Annotated in this window: 16 protein-coding genes; 8 read left to right on the plus strand and 8 right to left on the minus strand. The window is 68.0% G+C overall.

Annotation, left to right across the window (positions count from 1 at the left end):
* Positions 1-1,020 carry a zinc-dependent alcohol dehydrogenase family protein gene (locus H0264_RS36930; protein ID WP_244976061.1) on the minus strand — a complete coding sequence of 340 codons (1,020 nt, stop codon included), beginning with the start codon at positions 1,018-1,020 and terminating at the stop codon, positions 1-3.
* 166 nt (positions 1,021-1,186) lie between these two features.
* On the opposite strand from H0264_RS36930, the gene H0264_RS36935 reads away from it, so the two are divergent.
* The 3 genes from H0264_RS36935 (at position 1,187) to H0264_RS36945 (ending at position 4,134) form a co-directional block, all read left to right on the plus strand.
* Positions 1,187-1,978 (plus strand): helix-turn-helix domain-containing protein, encoded by a 792-nt coding sequence (locus H0264_RS36935; protein ID WP_220139917.1) that lies wholly within the window; start codon positions 1,187-1,189, stop codon positions 1,976-1,978.
* A gap of 102 nt (positions 1,979-2,080) precedes the next feature.
* A complete protein-coding gene (locus tag H0264_RS36940) occupies positions 2,081-2,731 on the plus strand; it encodes a PadR family transcriptional regulator (RefSeq protein WP_181581829.1) in 651 nt (216 codons plus the stop codon).
* A gap of 185 nt (positions 2,732-2,916) precedes the next feature.
* Complete coding sequence (locus H0264_RS36945) at positions 2,917-4,134, plus strand: FAD-dependent monooxygenase (protein ID WP_181581830.1); 1,218 nt, start codon at positions 2,917-2,919, stop codon at positions 4,132-4,134.
* Between the two features lie 114 nt (positions 4,135-4,248).
* Here the strand turns inward: H0264_RS36945 and H0264_RS36950 are convergent, their stop codons facing one another.
* Positions 4,249-6,282 carry an MDR family MFS transporter gene (locus H0264_RS36950; RefSeq protein WP_420832018.1) on the minus strand — a complete coding sequence of 678 codons (2,034 nt, stop codon included), beginning with the start codon at positions 6,280-6,282 and terminating at the stop codon, positions 4,249-4,251.
* Positions 6,283-6,354: 72 nt separating this feature from the next.
* Positions 6,355-7,014: a TetR/AcrR family transcriptional regulator gene (locus tag H0264_RS36955; protein ID WP_181581831.1), complete on the minus strand. Its 660-nt coding sequence runs from the start codon at positions 7,012-7,014 to the stop codon at positions 6,355-6,357.
* Between the two features lie 106 nt (positions 7,015-7,120).
* On the opposite strand from H0264_RS36955, the gene H0264_RS36960 reads away from it, so the two are divergent.
* The 4 genes from H0264_RS36960 to H0264_RS36975 all read left to right on the plus strand — a co-directional run bounded on the left by H0264_RS36960 (position 7,121) and on the right by H0264_RS36975 (position 10,030).
* Complete coding sequence (locus H0264_RS36960; RefSeq protein ID WP_181581832.1) at positions 7,121-8,053, plus strand: sigma-70 family RNA polymerase sigma factor; 933 nt, start codon at positions 7,121-7,123, stop codon at positions 8,051-8,053.
* A gap of 90 nt (positions 8,054-8,143) precedes the next feature.
* On the plus strand, positions 8,144-9,019 hold the full coding sequence (locus H0264_RS36965; protein WP_181581833.1) for an oxidoreductase: 876 nt from the start codon (positions 8,144-8,146) through the stop codon (positions 9,017-9,019).
* Between the two features lie 148 nt (positions 9,020-9,167).
* A complete protein-coding gene (locus tag H0264_RS36970; RefSeq protein ID WP_181581834.1) occupies positions 9,168-9,623 on the plus strand; it encodes a transcriptional regulator in 456 nt (151 codons plus the stop codon).
* Positions 9,620-10,030, plus strand: a complete 411-nt coding sequence (locus tag H0264_RS36975) for a DUF3817 domain-containing protein (protein ID WP_181581835.1) — start codon at positions 9,620-9,622, stop codon at positions 10,028-10,030. Before H0264_RS36970 ends, H0264_RS36975 begins: the two co-directional genes overlap by 4 nt.
* A gap of 70 nt (positions 10,031-10,100) precedes the next feature.
* On the opposite strand, the gene H0264_RS36980 is transcribed toward H0264_RS36975, so the two are convergent.
* The 4 genes from H0264_RS36980 to H0264_RS36995 form a co-directional block, all read right to left on the minus strand.
* Positions 10,101-10,709 (minus strand): non-canonical purine NTP pyrophosphatase, encoded by a 609-nt coding sequence (locus H0264_RS36980; protein ID WP_181581836.1) that lies wholly within the window; start codon positions 10,707-10,709, stop codon positions 10,101-10,103.
* Positions 10,706-11,476 (minus strand): ribonuclease PH, encoded by a 771-nt coding sequence (gene rph, locus H0264_RS36985; RefSeq protein WP_181581837.1) that lies wholly within the window; start codon positions 11,474-11,476, stop codon positions 10,706-10,708. The genes H0264_RS36980 and rph overlap by 4 nt, the downstream gene beginning before the upstream one ends.
* 192 nt (positions 11,477-11,668) lie before the next feature.
* A complete protein-coding gene (locus H0264_RS36990) occupies positions 11,669-12,433 on the minus strand; it encodes a cyclic nucleotide-degrading phosphodiesterase (protein WP_181586110.1) in 765 nt (254 codons plus the stop codon).
* Between the two features lie 68 nt (positions 12,434-12,501).
* Entirely contained in the window at positions 12,502-13,155 is a 654-nt protein-coding gene (locus H0264_RS36995; RefSeq protein ID WP_181581838.1) for a rhomboid family intramembrane serine protease, read from the minus strand.
* A gap of 184 nt (positions 13,156-13,339) precedes the next feature.
* On the opposite strand from H0264_RS36995, the gene H0264_RS37000 reads away from it, so the two are divergent.
* Positions 13,340-13,540, plus strand: coding sequence for a hypothetical protein (locus tag H0264_RS37000; protein ID WP_181581839.1), 201 nt, complete (start codon positions 13,340-13,342; stop codon positions 13,538-13,540).
* Positions 13,541-13,544: 4 nt separating this feature from the next.
* Here H0264_RS37000 and H0264_RS37005 read toward each other — a convergent pair whose 3' ends face one another.
* Entirely contained in the window at positions 13,545-14,507 is a 963-nt protein-coding gene (locus H0264_RS37005) for a PLP-dependent cysteine synthase family protein (RefSeq protein WP_181581840.1), read from the minus strand.
* Positions 14,508-14,509 lie beyond the last annotated feature (2 nt).

The raw sequence follows: 14,509 nt of genomic DNA on the forward strand, positions 1-14,509 counted from the left end.
TCAGGAGATCGTGATGACCACCTTGCCGAACGGGTCGCCCTCCTCGAAGTGGCGGAAGGCGTCGACCGCTTGATCGAAGGGGAAGACGCGGTCGATCACCGGACGGACCTGGTGCTCGGCGAGTGCCTGGTTCATGGCCTCGTAGTCGGCGCGGCTGCCTACGGCGGGGCGGCGTAGTGCCCGATAGCCGAAGCCCAGCGGGTCGGGCAACTGGTGCCCGTCCGGTGCCGGGAAGGCTCCGATCAGGGTCACCTGGGCGTTGTAGCCTGCGGAGGCAAGGGATTTCGGCAGGGTGGGCAGGCCGACCGCGTCCACGACGTGCTCCACGCCGTCACCGCCGGTGAGGTCGAGCACCGCGTGCTCCCAGTCGGGGATCTCCTTACGGTCGATCACCTCGTCCGCGCCGATCTTGCGCAGCCGCTCGGCCTTGTCCGCCGAGGAGGTAATCGAAATTACCCTCGCACCAAGCATTTTGGCGTGCTGCACGGCGAAGAGCGCGACCGTGCCGGTGCCGACCGTGAGCACGGTCTCCCCCGGCGCGACCGGAACCGGCTTGGTGACGCCGGACCAGGCCACCAGGCCCGCGGCGGTCAGGCTCGCGGCCTCCTCGTCGGTCAGGTAGGCGGGCACGTGCACCACCGAATCCTCCTCCAGGACAATGTAGTCGGCGAGCCAGCCGTCGAAGTTCGCGCCGTACTGCTCGGCGCTCAGCGCCTGCGTCTGGCGGCCGTCCACCCAGCGCACGAAGTAGGTGCCGGACACCCGGTCACCCAGCGCGGCCCGCGTCACCGCGGCACCCGTGGCGATCACCTCGCCGACGCCGTCCACCAGCGGGACCACGCCGGGACGCAGCGGCAGCGGGTAGGCGCCGGCCAGAAGCATCAGGTCGCGGCGATTGAGCGAGGCCGCCCGCACCCGCACCACCACCTGGTGTGGGCCGGGCTCCGGGACGGGCTGGACGCGGGTGGTCAGGCCGGCCATGCCGCGCAGCGGTTCCACCTGGTAGGCAAGGGCATTCATGATTCGCTCCGGATCTCCGAGGGGTTCGGCGGGATGCGCCGCTGGCAGGAAGTCTGTCCGGGGGCGGTGCGCCGCGCGATTCCCCGCAGGGAATGATCGACCGGCCGCCCGCGTCATTCCCCGCAGGGAATCGCCGAGTGCGCGGCCCGGCGCGACAGTGGAGGTTATGACAGCGATGGCGGTGGCGGCGAACCCGTTCGCACTACAGTTGCGGCACTGGCGCGGACTGCGCCGAATCAGCCAGCTGGACCTGGCGATTCGCGCCGAGACCAGCCAGCGGTACCTGAGCTTCCTGGAGCAGGGGCGCTCACATCCCGGACGGACCATGGTGGTGCGGCTGGCGGAATCCCTGGAGCTGTCGCTGCGGGAGCGCAACAGCCTGCTGCTGGCCGCCGGGTACGCGCCCGCGTTTCCCGAATCTTCCTTGGACGCACCGGAACTCGATGTGGTGCGGAACGCGCTCGACACCATTCTGCAGGGGCATATGCCGTATCCGGCGGTGGTCACCCGGCCCTATGGCATCCAGGTCGCGGCCAATGACGCCTGCCGGCTGCTCATGTCGGGCGTGGCGGCCGAACTGCTGGAACCGCCCGTCAATGTGCTGAGGGTCTCGCTGCACCCGAAGGGCCTGGCGCCGCGGGTGGTGAATCTGCCCGAGTGGGGCCGCCACATCACCGACGGCCTGCGCCGGTACGCCGATCGCAGTCCCGATCCGGCGCTGGACGACCTCATCGCGGAACTGGAGAGCTACCTGCCGCCGGTCGATCCGGGCCCCAATCACGTCGGCTTCGCGGTGCCGCTGCGGCTGCGCACCGAGGACGGCGAGCTGAGCCTGATGACCACCATCAGCACCTTCGCCACGGCCACCGACATCACCCTGTCGGAGTTGCATCTGGAGGCGTTCCTGCCCGCGGACCAGTTCACGGCCGACTATCTGCGCTCCCGCTTCCCCGCCTGATCCCGCCCCGGCTCACCACCGGGGCATTTTTCTGCCCACGGACTACTTGTGGCCGAATACTCGTAGACGTATATTCGTAGACGAGTACAGGAGGTGTCCGCAATGGCCCGCAAACGCAAGATCTCCAATCTGATGGGTCTGGCAGTCCTGTCCACGCTCGCCGTCAATCCCATGCACCGGTACGAGATCGCTGCGAAGTTGCGCAGCTGGGGCAAGGACCGGGACATGGATATCAAATGGGGCTCGCTGTACACGGTCGTCGACAATCTGACCAAGCACGGGTTCCTGGAGATCACCGGCAGCGAACGCGACGGCGCCCGGCCCGAGCGCACCATCTACCGCATCACCGAGGCCGGCCGCGCCGAACTCCTGGACTGGACAAGGGAACTCGTGTCCACCCCGGAGCCCGAACAGCGCCGGTTCCGCGCCGGGCTGTCCGTGCTGGCGGTGCTGTCGCCCGACGAGGTGATCGAACTGCTCGGCCAGCGAATCGCCCTGCTGGACAAGACTATTGCCGATCATCGGGCCCAAATGGCAGCTCTGGAAGGCTCGTTGCCGCGCCTGTTCCTGGTCGAGGACGACTATGAGCTGGCCATGCTGGAGGCCGAAGCCGGTTGGGCGCGCCGCTTCCGGGAGTCCTTGGCGGACGGCAGTTTTCCCGATATCGAGGGCTGGCGCAGCTGGCATTCCACCGGCGTGCTCCCCGACGAGATCGTCGAACTCATGGAGGAGGTGCCACCCCCGGCCGACTGACCACCGACGCGAACCGGGCCCCGACGGGAGTGCTGCAACACCACCGCCGAAGCCCGGGATAACACCGTCTCGAACCTCGTTCGTGCAGGCGAACTCGGCACCGAGTTTGGCAACTACAGGATAACTGCGTTCTCCGCACGCGCACGGGTTCGGGTATCGAATTTCGAATACTCAGGAGAGAACCCATGTCCCACGCACACTCCGCTGTACGCAGCGCGATCATCATCGGCGGCGGCATATCCGGCCCTGTGGCCGCCACCGCACTACATCGAGCGGGCATCGAGGCCCGCGTCTACGAGGCCTATCCTGGCCCGGCCTACGGCATTGGCTCCGTGCTGGCACTGGCCCCCAACGGGGTGGCCGCACTCGACATCATCGGCGCGGCCGACGCGGTACGTGAGATCGCCGTCCCGTTCTCGCATCAGGCGATGGCGGTCGGCAAGAAGATCATTCCGATGCCCGGCCTGCGCGGGGTGGAACCACTCCAGCTGGTCGAGCGCCCGGACCTGCATCGGGTGCTGCACGATGCGGCGGTCGCGGCCGGCGTGCCGTTCGAGTACAACAAGCGCCTGGTCGCGGTGGACGAGCACGAGCACGGCGTCACCGCTCACTTCGCGGACGGCAGTTCGAGCACCGCCGACGTGCTCGTCGGTGCGGACGGAATCCGTTCCACCGTGCGCACTCTCGTCGATCCGCAGGCCCCCGGCCCCACCTTCCTGCGCATGCTGGGCTTCGGCGCGAACGTCGACTGCGAGGTCGACTGCCCGCCCGAGACCATGGTGTTCGCTTTCGGCAAGCGGGCCTACTACCTGTACTGGGCGCTGCCGGACGGACGGATCGGCTGGGGCGCGAATCTGCCCTACGAGCAGTACCTTTCGCTCACCGAGGCGAGGTCGATCCCGGCGCGGGACTGGGTGCGAATCCTGCGCGAGACCTACGCCGACGACGATCCGGGACGGCAGCTCGCGGAGGCGACCACGTCCGAGAACCTCATGACAGCCGGTGCGCTGCACATCATGCCGCCGGTGCCGCACTGGTATCGCGGGCGGCTGGCGCTCACCGGGGATGCCGTACACGCTCCGAGCAACACCTCGGGGCAGGGTGCGTCCATGGCCATCGAGAGTGCCATCGAGCTGGCCCGGTGCCTGCGCGACATCCCCGATCCGGCAGTGGCTTTCGCCACCTACGAAGCCATGCGCCGGCCGCGCGTGGAGGGCGTCGCCGCCCGCGTGGCGAAGATCAACAATGCCAAGGCTGCGGGGCCGATCGCACGCCGGGCCATGCAGCTGGTGATGCCGGTGATGTTCAAGGCAATGGATCCGGAGAAGACGCTGGGCCACGAACAGCGGTTCCGTATCCCGTGGGACGAACCCGTGCGCCCGGTCACGGTGCCCGTCGGCTGACAACCGATCGAGCTGCGGCCCCGTCATCCCCGCGCGCTTTTGGGGGATGACGGGGGCAACTCCGCGACATGAGCGTTGGTGCTCGCAGCGGGGCCGACCCCGGTGCGACACCTGTTATTTGGCGGGCAGCACGTCGGGCCGGTCGGCTTCGTCGAGTAGTTTGGTGGCGAGTTTGTCCAGGGCTTGATCCAGCAGCACTTTGTCGCCCGGATCGGTGAGATCCCAGTCCTCGAGCTGGGTGTCGAGCCAGCGCCGCCAGGCGGTACGCACCTTGTCGACCTCTGCCGCACCCGTCTCGGTGAGGGTCAGCTCGTCGCCGTCGCGGCGCACCAGCCCGTCCCGTTCGGCCTTGTCGTAGACCGGGCCGATCAATTCCGGTGGTACCCAGTGGGTTCGGGCGATGTCCGCGACATTGGCGTGCCCGCGCAGCCGGGTGTACATGCGCACCTGCCCCAGCGCCCAGGCTTCGTCGCGGTCCAGGGAACTGCCCGCGGCGGCGAGGATATCGGGTTCGGGCACCGCGTTGTCGCGCTGTTTGCGCAGCACGTGGGCGACGGCCCGCTCCAGCTGCACCACGCGGTCCGCCGAGTCCGGCATCGAAAAGCCTTCGCCCACATCGGATGCCTCGGCGCGGACACTGTCGCGCAGCTTCACCTGCTTCAGGAACCACGCCACGAGGAAGCCGACGATGGCCACCGGCACCACCCAGCGGAAGACGTGGTCGATGGAGCTCGCGTAGGCGTCGATGATCGGATTCGCCTGCGCCTCCGGCAATTTCCGCAATTCCTCCGGACTCTGCGCCACCTGCGGCGGCACCCCGGTCTCCATGACCGCCGTCTCCAGTTTCGGCGTCAGCTGATTGGTGTACAGCGTGCCGAATATCGCTGTGCCGAAGGCGCTTCCGATGGTGCGGAAGAAGGTGACGCCGGAGGTGGCGGTGCCGAGGTCGGCGTAGGGCACGCTGTTCTGCACCGCGATGGTGAGCACCTGCATGGTGAGGCCGATGCCCAGACCCAGGATCAGCATGTACAGCGACTGTTCCCAGAAGCCGGTGTCCCGGCCCATGGTCGACATCAGGTACAGGCCCACGGCCATGACCGCCGTGCCGACGATCGGGAAGACCTTGTAGTGCCCGGTCCGGCCCACCACGATGCCGGACAGGATCGAGGTGGTGAACAGGCCGACAACCAGTGGCAGCGTGCGCAATCCGGACGCGGTGGCGTTCACGCCCATGACGTACTGGAGGAACGCCGGCAGGAAGGTCATCGCCCCGAGCATGGCGAAACCGACGATGAAGCTGAGGATCGAGCAGACGGTGAACACATTGCTGCGGAACAGCTTCATGGGGATGGTCGGCTCGGTGGCCCGCAGTTCCACCGGAATGAACAGCGCCACCGCGACCGCCGCGGTGATGAACAGGCCGATGATCATCGGTGAGCCCCAGGCGTATTCCTGTCCGCCCCACTCCAGGGCGAGGATCAGGCAGGTGACGCCGACCGCGATGAGCGCCACGCCCAGATAGTCGATGATCGGCTTGGCGGCGGCCTTCACATGCGGAAGGGTGCGCGCCGCGAGCAGAATCATGAAGATGGCCAGCGGCACGTTCACGTAGAAGCACCAGCGCCAGCTGAGGTGATCGGTGAACAGCCCGCCCAGCGTCGGCCCGAGCACCGTGGTGAGGCCGAAGACCGCGCCCAGCGCGCCCTGGTATTTGCCGCGTTCGCGCAGCGGAATGGTGTCGGCGATGAGGGCCATGGAGGTGACCATGAGCCCGCCCGCACCGACGCCCTGAATGCCGCGGGCGATGATCAGCAGCGTCATATCGTGGGCGAGCCCGGCGACGATCGAGCCCAGGATGAAGATGAGGCCGCTGATCTGGAAGACCAGTTTGCGCCCGAACATGTCGCCGAACTTGCCCGCCAGCGCGGTGGCGATGGCCTCGGTGACCAGGTACGAGCTGACCACCCAGGCAATGTGCCCGGCGCCGCCGAGGTCGGCGACGATGGTGGGCAGGGCCGTGGAGACGATGGTCTGATCCAGGGCCGCCATGAGCATGCCGAGCACGACGGTGGCGAACACCAGATTCGTGCGGGCGCGGCTCATGTGCTGCGGCGCGGCGAGATCGGCGGCTGCGCTGGCACCAGTCATCGGCCCAGTATGTGGCGCTCAGCGAACCGAGCTCAGCAACGACACGGCAACCCTGCGGTGGTCCGGGAAGGGTCAGGCGCGGACCGCGTATCCACCGAGCGCGGGCTCGAGCGTGTCGAACGCAGCCTGGGCGTACTCGGTCACGATCGCGGCGATGGCGTCGTTGTCCTCCCCGGCCACGGTGCGGCGCAGGGTTTCCTCGAACAGTGCGCGATGCACGCTGCCCAGCAGCGCGGCGGCGATACGCGGCGTGAAATCGCCTGCGGCGGCCTGCGTTTCCTCGGCGAGCACCTCGGCCAGCCGGTGCTCGCGCTCCTCGTGGAATTCCCGGACGCGAGCGGCCAGAGCCGGGCTGTCGAGCATGAGCCGGCCGAAGGCCGGACCCGCGAAGCCCTGGATGGGATTGCGTTCCGCCAGCCACGCCAGGTAGCCGCGACGCAGGGCGGCGAGCGCCGATTCGCCGGGCTGGCGTTCGCGCACTGTTTGCGCGGTGCTCTCCACGAACGCCTCCGACTGATCCAGCGCGAGGTCCTCCTTGCGCGGGAAGTAGTTCGTGACGGTCATCTTCGCGACGTCGGCGGCCGCGGCGATCTCGGCGATGGTGACGTTGTCGAAGCCGCGCTCCAGGAACAGCCGGGTGGCGGTGTCGGAGATGTTCTGCCTGGTCTGCAGCTTCTTCCGGGCCCGCAGACCCAGCTGCCGGGTGCCGATCTCGGCGGTGCTTGCGCTCATGCGGAAAAGCGTATCTCAATCCGGTCCTAAATTCATTGTTGACATATTTTTAGGTCTGCTCTAAGTTTGTCTTCGTTGCCGCAAGCGACGAGACCCGAGGAGCCGCATGACTGCCACTGTTAGTGACGACGCCATCAAGGACTACCTGCGACTGATCGGGCGCACCGAACTGCTCACCGCCGCCGACGAATACGCCCTCGGCGAGCGCATCGAGGCGGGCGTGCTCGCCCAGCAGCGGCTGGACGAAAGTGCCGCCGCGGGAATCGAACTCAGCGCCACCGAGCGCCGCGCGCTGAGCCTGGCCATCAGCTCCGGGCGGCAGGCCAAGGACCACATGGTCCGGGCCAATCTGCGGCTGGTGGTCTCCATTGCCAAGCGCTACCCCACCCCGACCGGCATGTCGCTGCTGGATCTGACCCAGGAAGGCACCCTCGGACTCATGCGGGCGGTGGACAAGTTCGAGCACCGGCGCGGGCTCAAGTTCTCCACCTACGCCACCTGGTGGATCAAGCAGGCCATCGGGCGCGCGCTGGCCGATCAGAGCCGCACCATCCGCATTCCGGGTCACGTGGTCGAGGTGCTGAACCGGGCCATTCGCACCAAGCGCGTGCTGTCGCAGCAGCTGGGCCGCGACGCCACCGTCGAGGAGCTCGCGGCCGAACTCGAGCTGCCGGTCGAGCAGGTGCGGGAGGTGCTGCGGCATGGGCGCGAACCGATTTCGCTGCACACGCCGGTCGGCGAGGAGGACGGTTCCGAGCTCGGCGAGCTGCTGGCCGACACCGCCCCGGACCCGTCGGTCATGGTCACCGAGGGTGCGCTGCGCGGGCAGCTCGGCATGGTGCTGCGCTCACTGCCCGAGCGGGAGGCGCAGGTCATCGCGTTGCGCTACGGTCTGGACGGCGCGGAGGCGCGCACACTGGAGGAGGTCGGCCGGATCTTCGGCGTCTCGCGGGAGCGGATTCGCCAGATCGAGGCCAAGGCCATGCTGAAGATGCGGCAACCGTCGCGCACCGCCCTGCTCGAGGGCATGCTCTCGTAGCTCACTTCCGCCGGAACTTACTCTGAAGTAAGGTCGAGGGGGAGGATGCGACGGAGCACCTCCCCCGCACCTATTGAGTGAGGTCAGACCATGGCATGGAAGCCGAGCGAAATCCCGGATCAGTCCGGGCGCACCTTCGTGATCACCGGAGCCAATGGCGGGATCGGCGAGCAGACCACCAAGGTGCTCGCGAGCAAGGGCGCCACCGTCGTCATGGCGTGCCGCAATACCGCCAAGGCGCAGGAGGTGGCCGACGGCATCCAGGGGGACGTGCGGGTCGCGGCGCTGGACCTCGCCTCGCTGGCGTCGGTGCGCGAATTCGCGGCGCAGCAGGGCGAATTCGATGTGCTGATCAATAACGCCGGCCTGATGAACATTCCGTTCTCGCGCACCAAGGACGGGTTCGAAACCCAGTGGGGCGTGAACCACCTCGGGCACTACGCGCTCACCGGACTGCTGCTCGACAAGATCAACGACCGGGTGGTGACGCTGGCGTCCATCGCGCACAAGCAGACACCCAAGATGTGGATCGACGATCTCAACTACGAGAACCGGCGCTACCAGCGCAATCTCGCGTACGCACAGTCCAAGCTGTCGAATCTGATGTTCGCGCGGGAACTGCAGCGGCGGCTGAGCGAGGCCGGGTCCAGCAAGCGGTCCTACGGCGTGCACCCGGGCGTCTCCGCCACCGATCTGTTCGCGCGCACCGAGACTCCGCTCGACAAGATCTCCAAGCCGTTCGTGCGGCTCGTCGGGCACTCCCCCGCCCGCGCCGCGCACTCCTCGCTGTTCGCAGCAACCATGCCGGATGCCGATCCCACCGTGTACTGGGGTCCGAACCGGTGGCGCGGCACCCAGGGGCCGGTGGAGGAATCCTCGTCGAGCAGGCTCTCGCAGAACCGTGAGCTGTGGCGGCGGCTGTGGGAGGAATCCGAGCGGCTCACGGGAGTCACGTACAAGTTCTGAGGCGAAGGTGCCGACTGATCTCGTGAGGGCCGGGTAACTCCCCGGGTACGTCCAGAATCGGCTCGGCACCCAACCGCAAGCACGCGTATGGGACTGGCGGCGGCACACGAACCGGGCGCTGAAGGCGCGGAGAGGCGGGTGAGCTACCTTGGAAAGCGTGTCCGCTCCCCAACGCCGCCCGGCCTTGATTCTGTTCGTGGTCGTGGCCTCCGGGGCCTGCTTGGCCCTGGGTTACTGGCAGTGGACGCGCTTCGAATCGACCGGCGGCACGGCGCAGAATCTCGGCTACGCCCTGCAGTGGCCCCTGTTCGCCGGGTTCGTGGTGTGGGCGTACTTCCGCTTCGTTCGGCTGGAGAACAATGCCGAACAGGAAGCCAACCCGCAGGTAGCGGAGGAATCCACACCTCGGCCCAAGCGCCCGAAGGCGGCCGCGCCGAAGGAGATTCCCGCCGGAATCCTGCCCGAACGGCCCAAGGCCGCGACGAACGACGATCCGGAGCTCGCCGAATACAACAAGTACCTGGCCGGATTGCACGCCCACGATATGGATCAGCAGATCCGCGATCACGGGCTCGGCACCAATACCGAAGGGAACGCCGGTTGACCACCCGCGACAACTCCGCCGAAACCCCTGTCGCGACCGGTGACGCCGCGCTCGCGCCCCGCCCGCTCGGTGCCGCCCCGGTCGAGAAGATTCGCAGCGCACTGCTGCGGTACCGGATTCTGGCCTACATCACCGGTATCTGGCTGCTGGTGCTCACCGGCGAGATGATCTACAAGTACCTGCTGCTCGACGACAGCAGCACCGCGCCGCACTGGCTGTTCTACATCGGCCAGGTGCACGGCATCTTCTACATGATCTACCTCGCGTGCACCATCGACCTGGGCATCAAGGCGCGCTGGAAGCCGATGACCACGTTCCTCACCTGCCTCGCGGGCACGATTCCGTTCCTGTCCTTCGTGTTCGAGCACACCCGGACCAAGGAAGTGAAGGCGACCTTCGGGCTCTGAACCCGAGCCGCACAGACAACGCGCCCCCGCCGAGGAATCCGGCGGGGGCGCGGTCGTTTTCGAGAAGAGTTCAGTTCTCGGCGAGAGCCGCCAGCGCCGGCAGCAGCTGGCGCAGGGCGCGGCCGCGATGAGACGCGGCGTCCTTCTCGGCGGGGGTCAGCTCGGCCGAGGTGACCGTGCCGCCGTCCGGGACGAACAGCGGGTCGTAGCCGAAACCGCCGTCGCCCACCGGTTTCCGGTTGATGACGCCCGGCCATTCGCCGCGCACGACCTCTTCGACGCCGTCGGCGACCAGGGCACAGGCGGAGACGAACTGGGCGCCGCGGCGGTCGTCGGGGACGTCACCGAGCTGGGCCAGCAGCAGCTGGTTATTGGCTTCGTCGTCGCCGTGCCGACCGGACCAGCGGGCCGACAGGACACCGGGCATGCCGTTCAAAGCATCCACCGAGATGCCGGAATCGTCTGCGACGCAGGCCAATCCGGTGGCGGCGAAACCGTCGCGGGCCTTGGCGAGGGCGTTGCCCTCGAAGGTGGGCGCGGTTTCGGGAGCCTCCTCGTAGGGCGGGACGTCGTTCAGGCCGACGATCTCGATGCCGGCGATACCGGCCTCATCGAGAATGCGGCGAAGTTCGTTGAGCTTCTTGGCATTCCGGCTGGCGACCAGGACGCGGCGGGTCATCGCTTCTTCGATTCCTCGGGTTCGGGCAGCACGCCCGGGTACGGGAGCGCCAGGGCGGCCTTCTGGATCTCGAAGATCTGCTCGCAGCCCGCCAGCGCGGAGTCGAGCAGCTTGTCGAGGGTGGAGCGCGGGAACGTGGCGCCCTCGCCGGTGCCCTGGATCTCGACCAGGGTGCCGGTGTCGGTGGCGATCACATTCATGTCGACCTCGGCGCGCGAATCCTCCTCATAAGGCAGGTCCAGGCGCACCCGGCCGTCGACCACGCCGACGCTCACGGCGGCGATGGCGCAGGAGATCGGCTGCGGGTCGGTCAGTTTGCCGCCGGCGGCCAGATAGGTGACGGCATCCGACAGCGCCACGTACGCGCCGGTAATGGCGGCGGTGCGGGTGCCGCCGTCGGCCTGCAGCACATCGCAGTCCACGGCGATGGTGTTCTCGCCGATGGTGGACAGGTCGATGCAGGCGCGCAGCGAACGGCCGATGAGACGCGAGATCTCCTGGGTGCGGCCACCGACCTTGCCCTTGACCGACTCACGGCCGGAGCGGGTGTGGGTGGCGGCGGGCAGCATGGCGTATTCGGCTGTGAGCCAGCCCAATCCGGAATCGCGACGCCACGGCGGCACGCCGTCCTGCACGCTCGCGGTGCACATCACCCGGGTCTGCCCGAACTCCACCAGCACCGATCCCGCCGGATGCGTGGTGAATCCACGGGTGATCCGTACCTCGCGGAGTTCGTCATCCGCCCTGCCATCGGCTCGTTTAGACACGCGGACAGCCTAACCGGAGGGGCGGGCAGAGGACTCACACCCCATAGGCGGGCCGCTCGCCCTCGTCACCCCGACCACCAGTCCTCGTCATCCCGGCGCGTTTTTGGCCGGGATCGACACGGATAGCGTGCGTTGCTCTGTGGATCCCGGCCAAAAGCATGCCGGGATGACGGGGAGACTTTCGCCGGGAGGTCAGATTTCGAAGGTCTCGCCGGGAGAGACCGCGTGCACGGGGCCCTTGAACACGGCCTTGGCTTCGGCGATGACGTCCTCGCGGGAGGTCCACGGCGGGATGTGCGTCAGCAGGAGTTCCCCCACTCCGGCTTCGGCGGCGATCATGCCGGCTTCGTGGCCCGATAGGTGGATGCCGGGCGGGCGGTTGGCGGGGTCGTGGGTCCAGGAGGCTTCGGAGAGCAGGACGTCGGCGCCGCGGGCCAGGTCGAAGACCTCGTCGCAGACGGCGGTGTCGCCGGTGTAGACGAGGGTTTTGCCGGCGGCAGTGGTGATGCGCAGGCCGTAGGACTCCGGCGGGTGGAACATGCGGCGGGCCTCGACGGTGTGGCCGGGGCCGAACGGGATCGGCGCGCCGACCGACCACTGGCGCATGTCGATGACGTCGGACCAGTCGTCGGTTTCGCCGCCGATCTCCGCGGAGGCGTTGCCGATTCGCAGCGAGGTGTCGGACGGGCCGTAGACGACGGCCTTGCCGGTCGGCGGGTTCGGGTGGTAGCGACGCCAGACGAGCAGGCCCGGCAGGTCCAGGCAGTGGTCGGCATGCAGGTGGGTGAGGAAGATGTCGACCTCACCGGGATCGAGATACCGCTGCAGGGCGCCCAGCACCCCGGGACCGAAATCGATCACGGTGGGGGTCATGTCCGGGCCGGTGAGCAGGTACCCCGAGGCCGGGGAATCCGGGCCGGACACGCTGCCCGAGCACCCGATGATCGTGAGGCGCATTCCCCCATGCTGCCACGCTGCTGTCTCACTCAAGGAGGGATCCCCCAAATCGCCGACCGTGCCTCGCGTCACCCCGACGACGCGAGACGGCCGGCGTCAGACCCGCGACGATGACGACGTTCATCCCCAGAGAGTACCCACCCGGCAACCAGACCACCCACCGCCCCGAAAAGATGCCCTTGCCAAGAGATTCCGGGCTGTCCCGGCAGCACTCCCCACAGGATCGACCCGTACAGCAACCCCACGACCACGCCGATGCCGATCTGGGTGATGTTCCGCGCGAACCAGCCGCGCGAGATCAGATAGGTGAGCCACCCGAACACCAGCACCGAGGCGCCCACGTGCACCGAGTTCGACGGCCCGATCAGCCAGGTCCCGACCCCGGCGATCACCCACACGATGGCGGTCGCGGCCAGCCCGCGCCCGATCCCGGTCAGCAGCGTGAGCAGGCCGAGGATCAGCACGGGCACGGTATTGCCCATCAGGTGTTCCCAATTGGCATGCAGCACAGGGGCGAACAGGATTCCGTCCAGGCCGTCGGCCTCCCGCGGTTTCACTCCGCCCGCGTAGTCGAGGCTGTGATCGGTGACCGTGTCGACGCCCTCTACCCCGTACAAAAACGCGGTAAACGCGAGAATTATCGCAATCGCCCGCTGCCACAGCAGCTTCAGCGCGCTGCCCCCGCGCGCGGCCACCCCGGGATTCGTCAACTGCCCGCGCATGCGCGCGATCCGATCCGGATCGAACGACGCTCCGACGCCACCGCTCATCGTCAGTACCTCCTCGGGCCCTGAACCCGAGCGTACCGCCCGGCCGCGCCGGACCCGGGAAATGCGGGTTCCGCCCCGGTCACGACCCGGAAATTCGGGGGCAGCGCCCGGGGCCGCGCACGCCCTACCCTCGAGTATGTTCAGACGACGCGCGAAGGATCGGCAGGACCAGCCGACCTCCGAAACGCCTCCGCCGCAAGGGGACAGCCCCGACCCGCCCAAGCGGGCGCGCGCGAAGGAGGTATCCAAGATGGTCGGGAAGATGCGCAAGACCAACGAGCGCAATCGCCCGCGACCGCGCACCGGCTACGACTCGGGCGGCGGCGGCGACGGGTGAGCGCTCAGGCCCAGAGCTGGCCGTCGAGCTTTTCTTCGGCCTCTTCCAAGGTGCCGTCGTACGCGCCCGTGGACAGGTACTTCCAGCCCGCGTCGGCCACCACGAAGGCGATATCGGCGCGCTTGCCCGCCTTCTGCGCCTTCTTGGCCACCCCGAGGGCCGCGTGCAGGATCGCACCGGTGGAGATGCCCGCGAAAATGCCCTCCTCCAGCACCAATTCACGAGTACGGCGCACCGCGTCGTAGGGGCCCACCGAGAAGCGGGAGGTCAGCACCGACTCGTCGTAGAGCTCGGGGACGAAGCCCTCGTCGAGATTGCGCAGGCCGTAGACGAGTTCGCCGTAGCGGGGTTCGGCGGCCACGATCTCGATGTCGGGAAGCTTCTCGCGCAGGAAGCGGCCGGTCCCCATGAGGGTGCCGGTGGTGCCCAGACCCGCCACGAAGTGCGTGATCTCGGGCAGGTCGGCCAGGATCTCCGGGCCGGTGGTCTCGTAGTGCGCGAGCGCGTTGGCCGGATTGCCGTACTGGTAGAGCATCACCCAGTCCGGGTTCTCGGCGGCGATCTGCTTGGCCAGGGCCACAGCCTGATTGGAGCCGCCCGCGGCCGGGGAGTCGATGATCTCGGCGCCGAACATGGTGAGCAGCTGCCGCCGCTCCACCGAGGTGTTCTCCGGCATGACACACACCAGGCGGTAGCCCTTGAGCTTGGCCGCCATGGCCAGCGAGATGCCGGTATTGCCGCTGGTGGGCTCGAGAATCGTGCAGCCCGGCGTCAATCTGCCGTCGGCTTCGGCCTGTTCGATCATGCGCAGCGCCGGACGGTCCTTGATGGAACCGGTCGGATTGCGGTCCTCGAGCTTGGCCCACAGGCGCACGTGGTCGTCGCCGTCCCACTGCGGGGACAGCGTCTTCAATCCGACCAGCGGGGTGTTGCCGAGCGTCGCGATCAGCGACTCGTAGCGCGCCACGG

Origin of the sequence: Nocardia huaxiensis, assembly GCF_013744875.1 — a bacterium.
Taxonomy (GTDB): domain Bacteria; phylum Actinomycetota; class Actinomycetes; order Mycobacteriales; family Mycobacteriaceae; genus Nocardia; species Nocardia huaxiensis.

What these genes read in the sequence shown, in the direction of transcription:
- H0264_RS36930 (WP_244976061.1), bottom strand. Translation starts at nt 1,020, where the DNA reads ATGAATGCCCTTGCCTACCAGGTGGAACCGCTGCGCGGCATGGCCGGC.
- H0264_RS36935 (WP_220139917.1), top strand. Translation starts at nt 1,187, where the DNA reads ATGACAGCGATGGCGGTGGCGGCGAACCCGTTCGCACTACAGTTGCGG.
- H0264_RS36940 (WP_181581829.1), top strand. Translation starts at nt 2,081, where the DNA reads ATGGCCCGCAAACGCAAGATCTCCAATCTGATGGGTCTGGCAGTCCTG.
- H0264_RS36945 (WP_181581830.1), top strand. Translation starts at nt 2,917, where the DNA reads ATGTCCCACGCACACTCCGCTGTACGCAGCGCGATCATCATCGGCGGC.
- H0264_RS36950 (WP_420832018.1), bottom strand. Translation starts at nt 6,282, where the DNA reads ATGACTGGTGCCAGCGCAGCCGCCGATCTCGCCGCGCCGCAGCACATG.
- H0264_RS36955 (WP_181581831.1), bottom strand. Translation starts at nt 7,014, where the DNA reads ATGAGCGCAAGCACCGCCGAGATCGGCACCCGGCAGCTGGGTCTGCGG.
- H0264_RS36960 (WP_181581832.1), top strand. Translation starts at nt 7,121, where the DNA reads ATGACTGCCACTGTTAGTGACGACGCCATCAAGGACTACCTGCGACTG.
- H0264_RS36965 (WP_181581833.1), top strand. Translation starts at nt 8,144, where the DNA reads ATGGCATGGAAGCCGAGCGAAATCCCGGATCAGTCCGGGCGCACCTTC.
- H0264_RS36980 (WP_181581836.1), bottom strand. Translation starts at nt 10,709, where the DNA reads ATGACCCGCCGCGTCCTGGTCGCCAGCCGGAATGCCAAGAAGCTCAAC.
- H0264_RS36990 (WP_181586110.1), bottom strand. Translation starts at nt 12,433, where the DNA reads ATGCGCCTCACGATCATCGGGTGCTCGGGCAGCGTGTCCGGCCCGGAT.
- H0264_RS36995 (WP_181581838.1), bottom strand. Translation starts at nt 13,155, where the DNA reads ATGCGCGGGCAGTTGACGAATCCCGGGGTGGCCGCGCGCGGGGGCAGC.
- H0264_RS37000 (WP_181581839.1), top strand. Translation starts at nt 13,340, where the DNA reads ATGTTCAGACGACGCGCGAAGGATCGGCAGGACCAGCCGACCTCCGAA.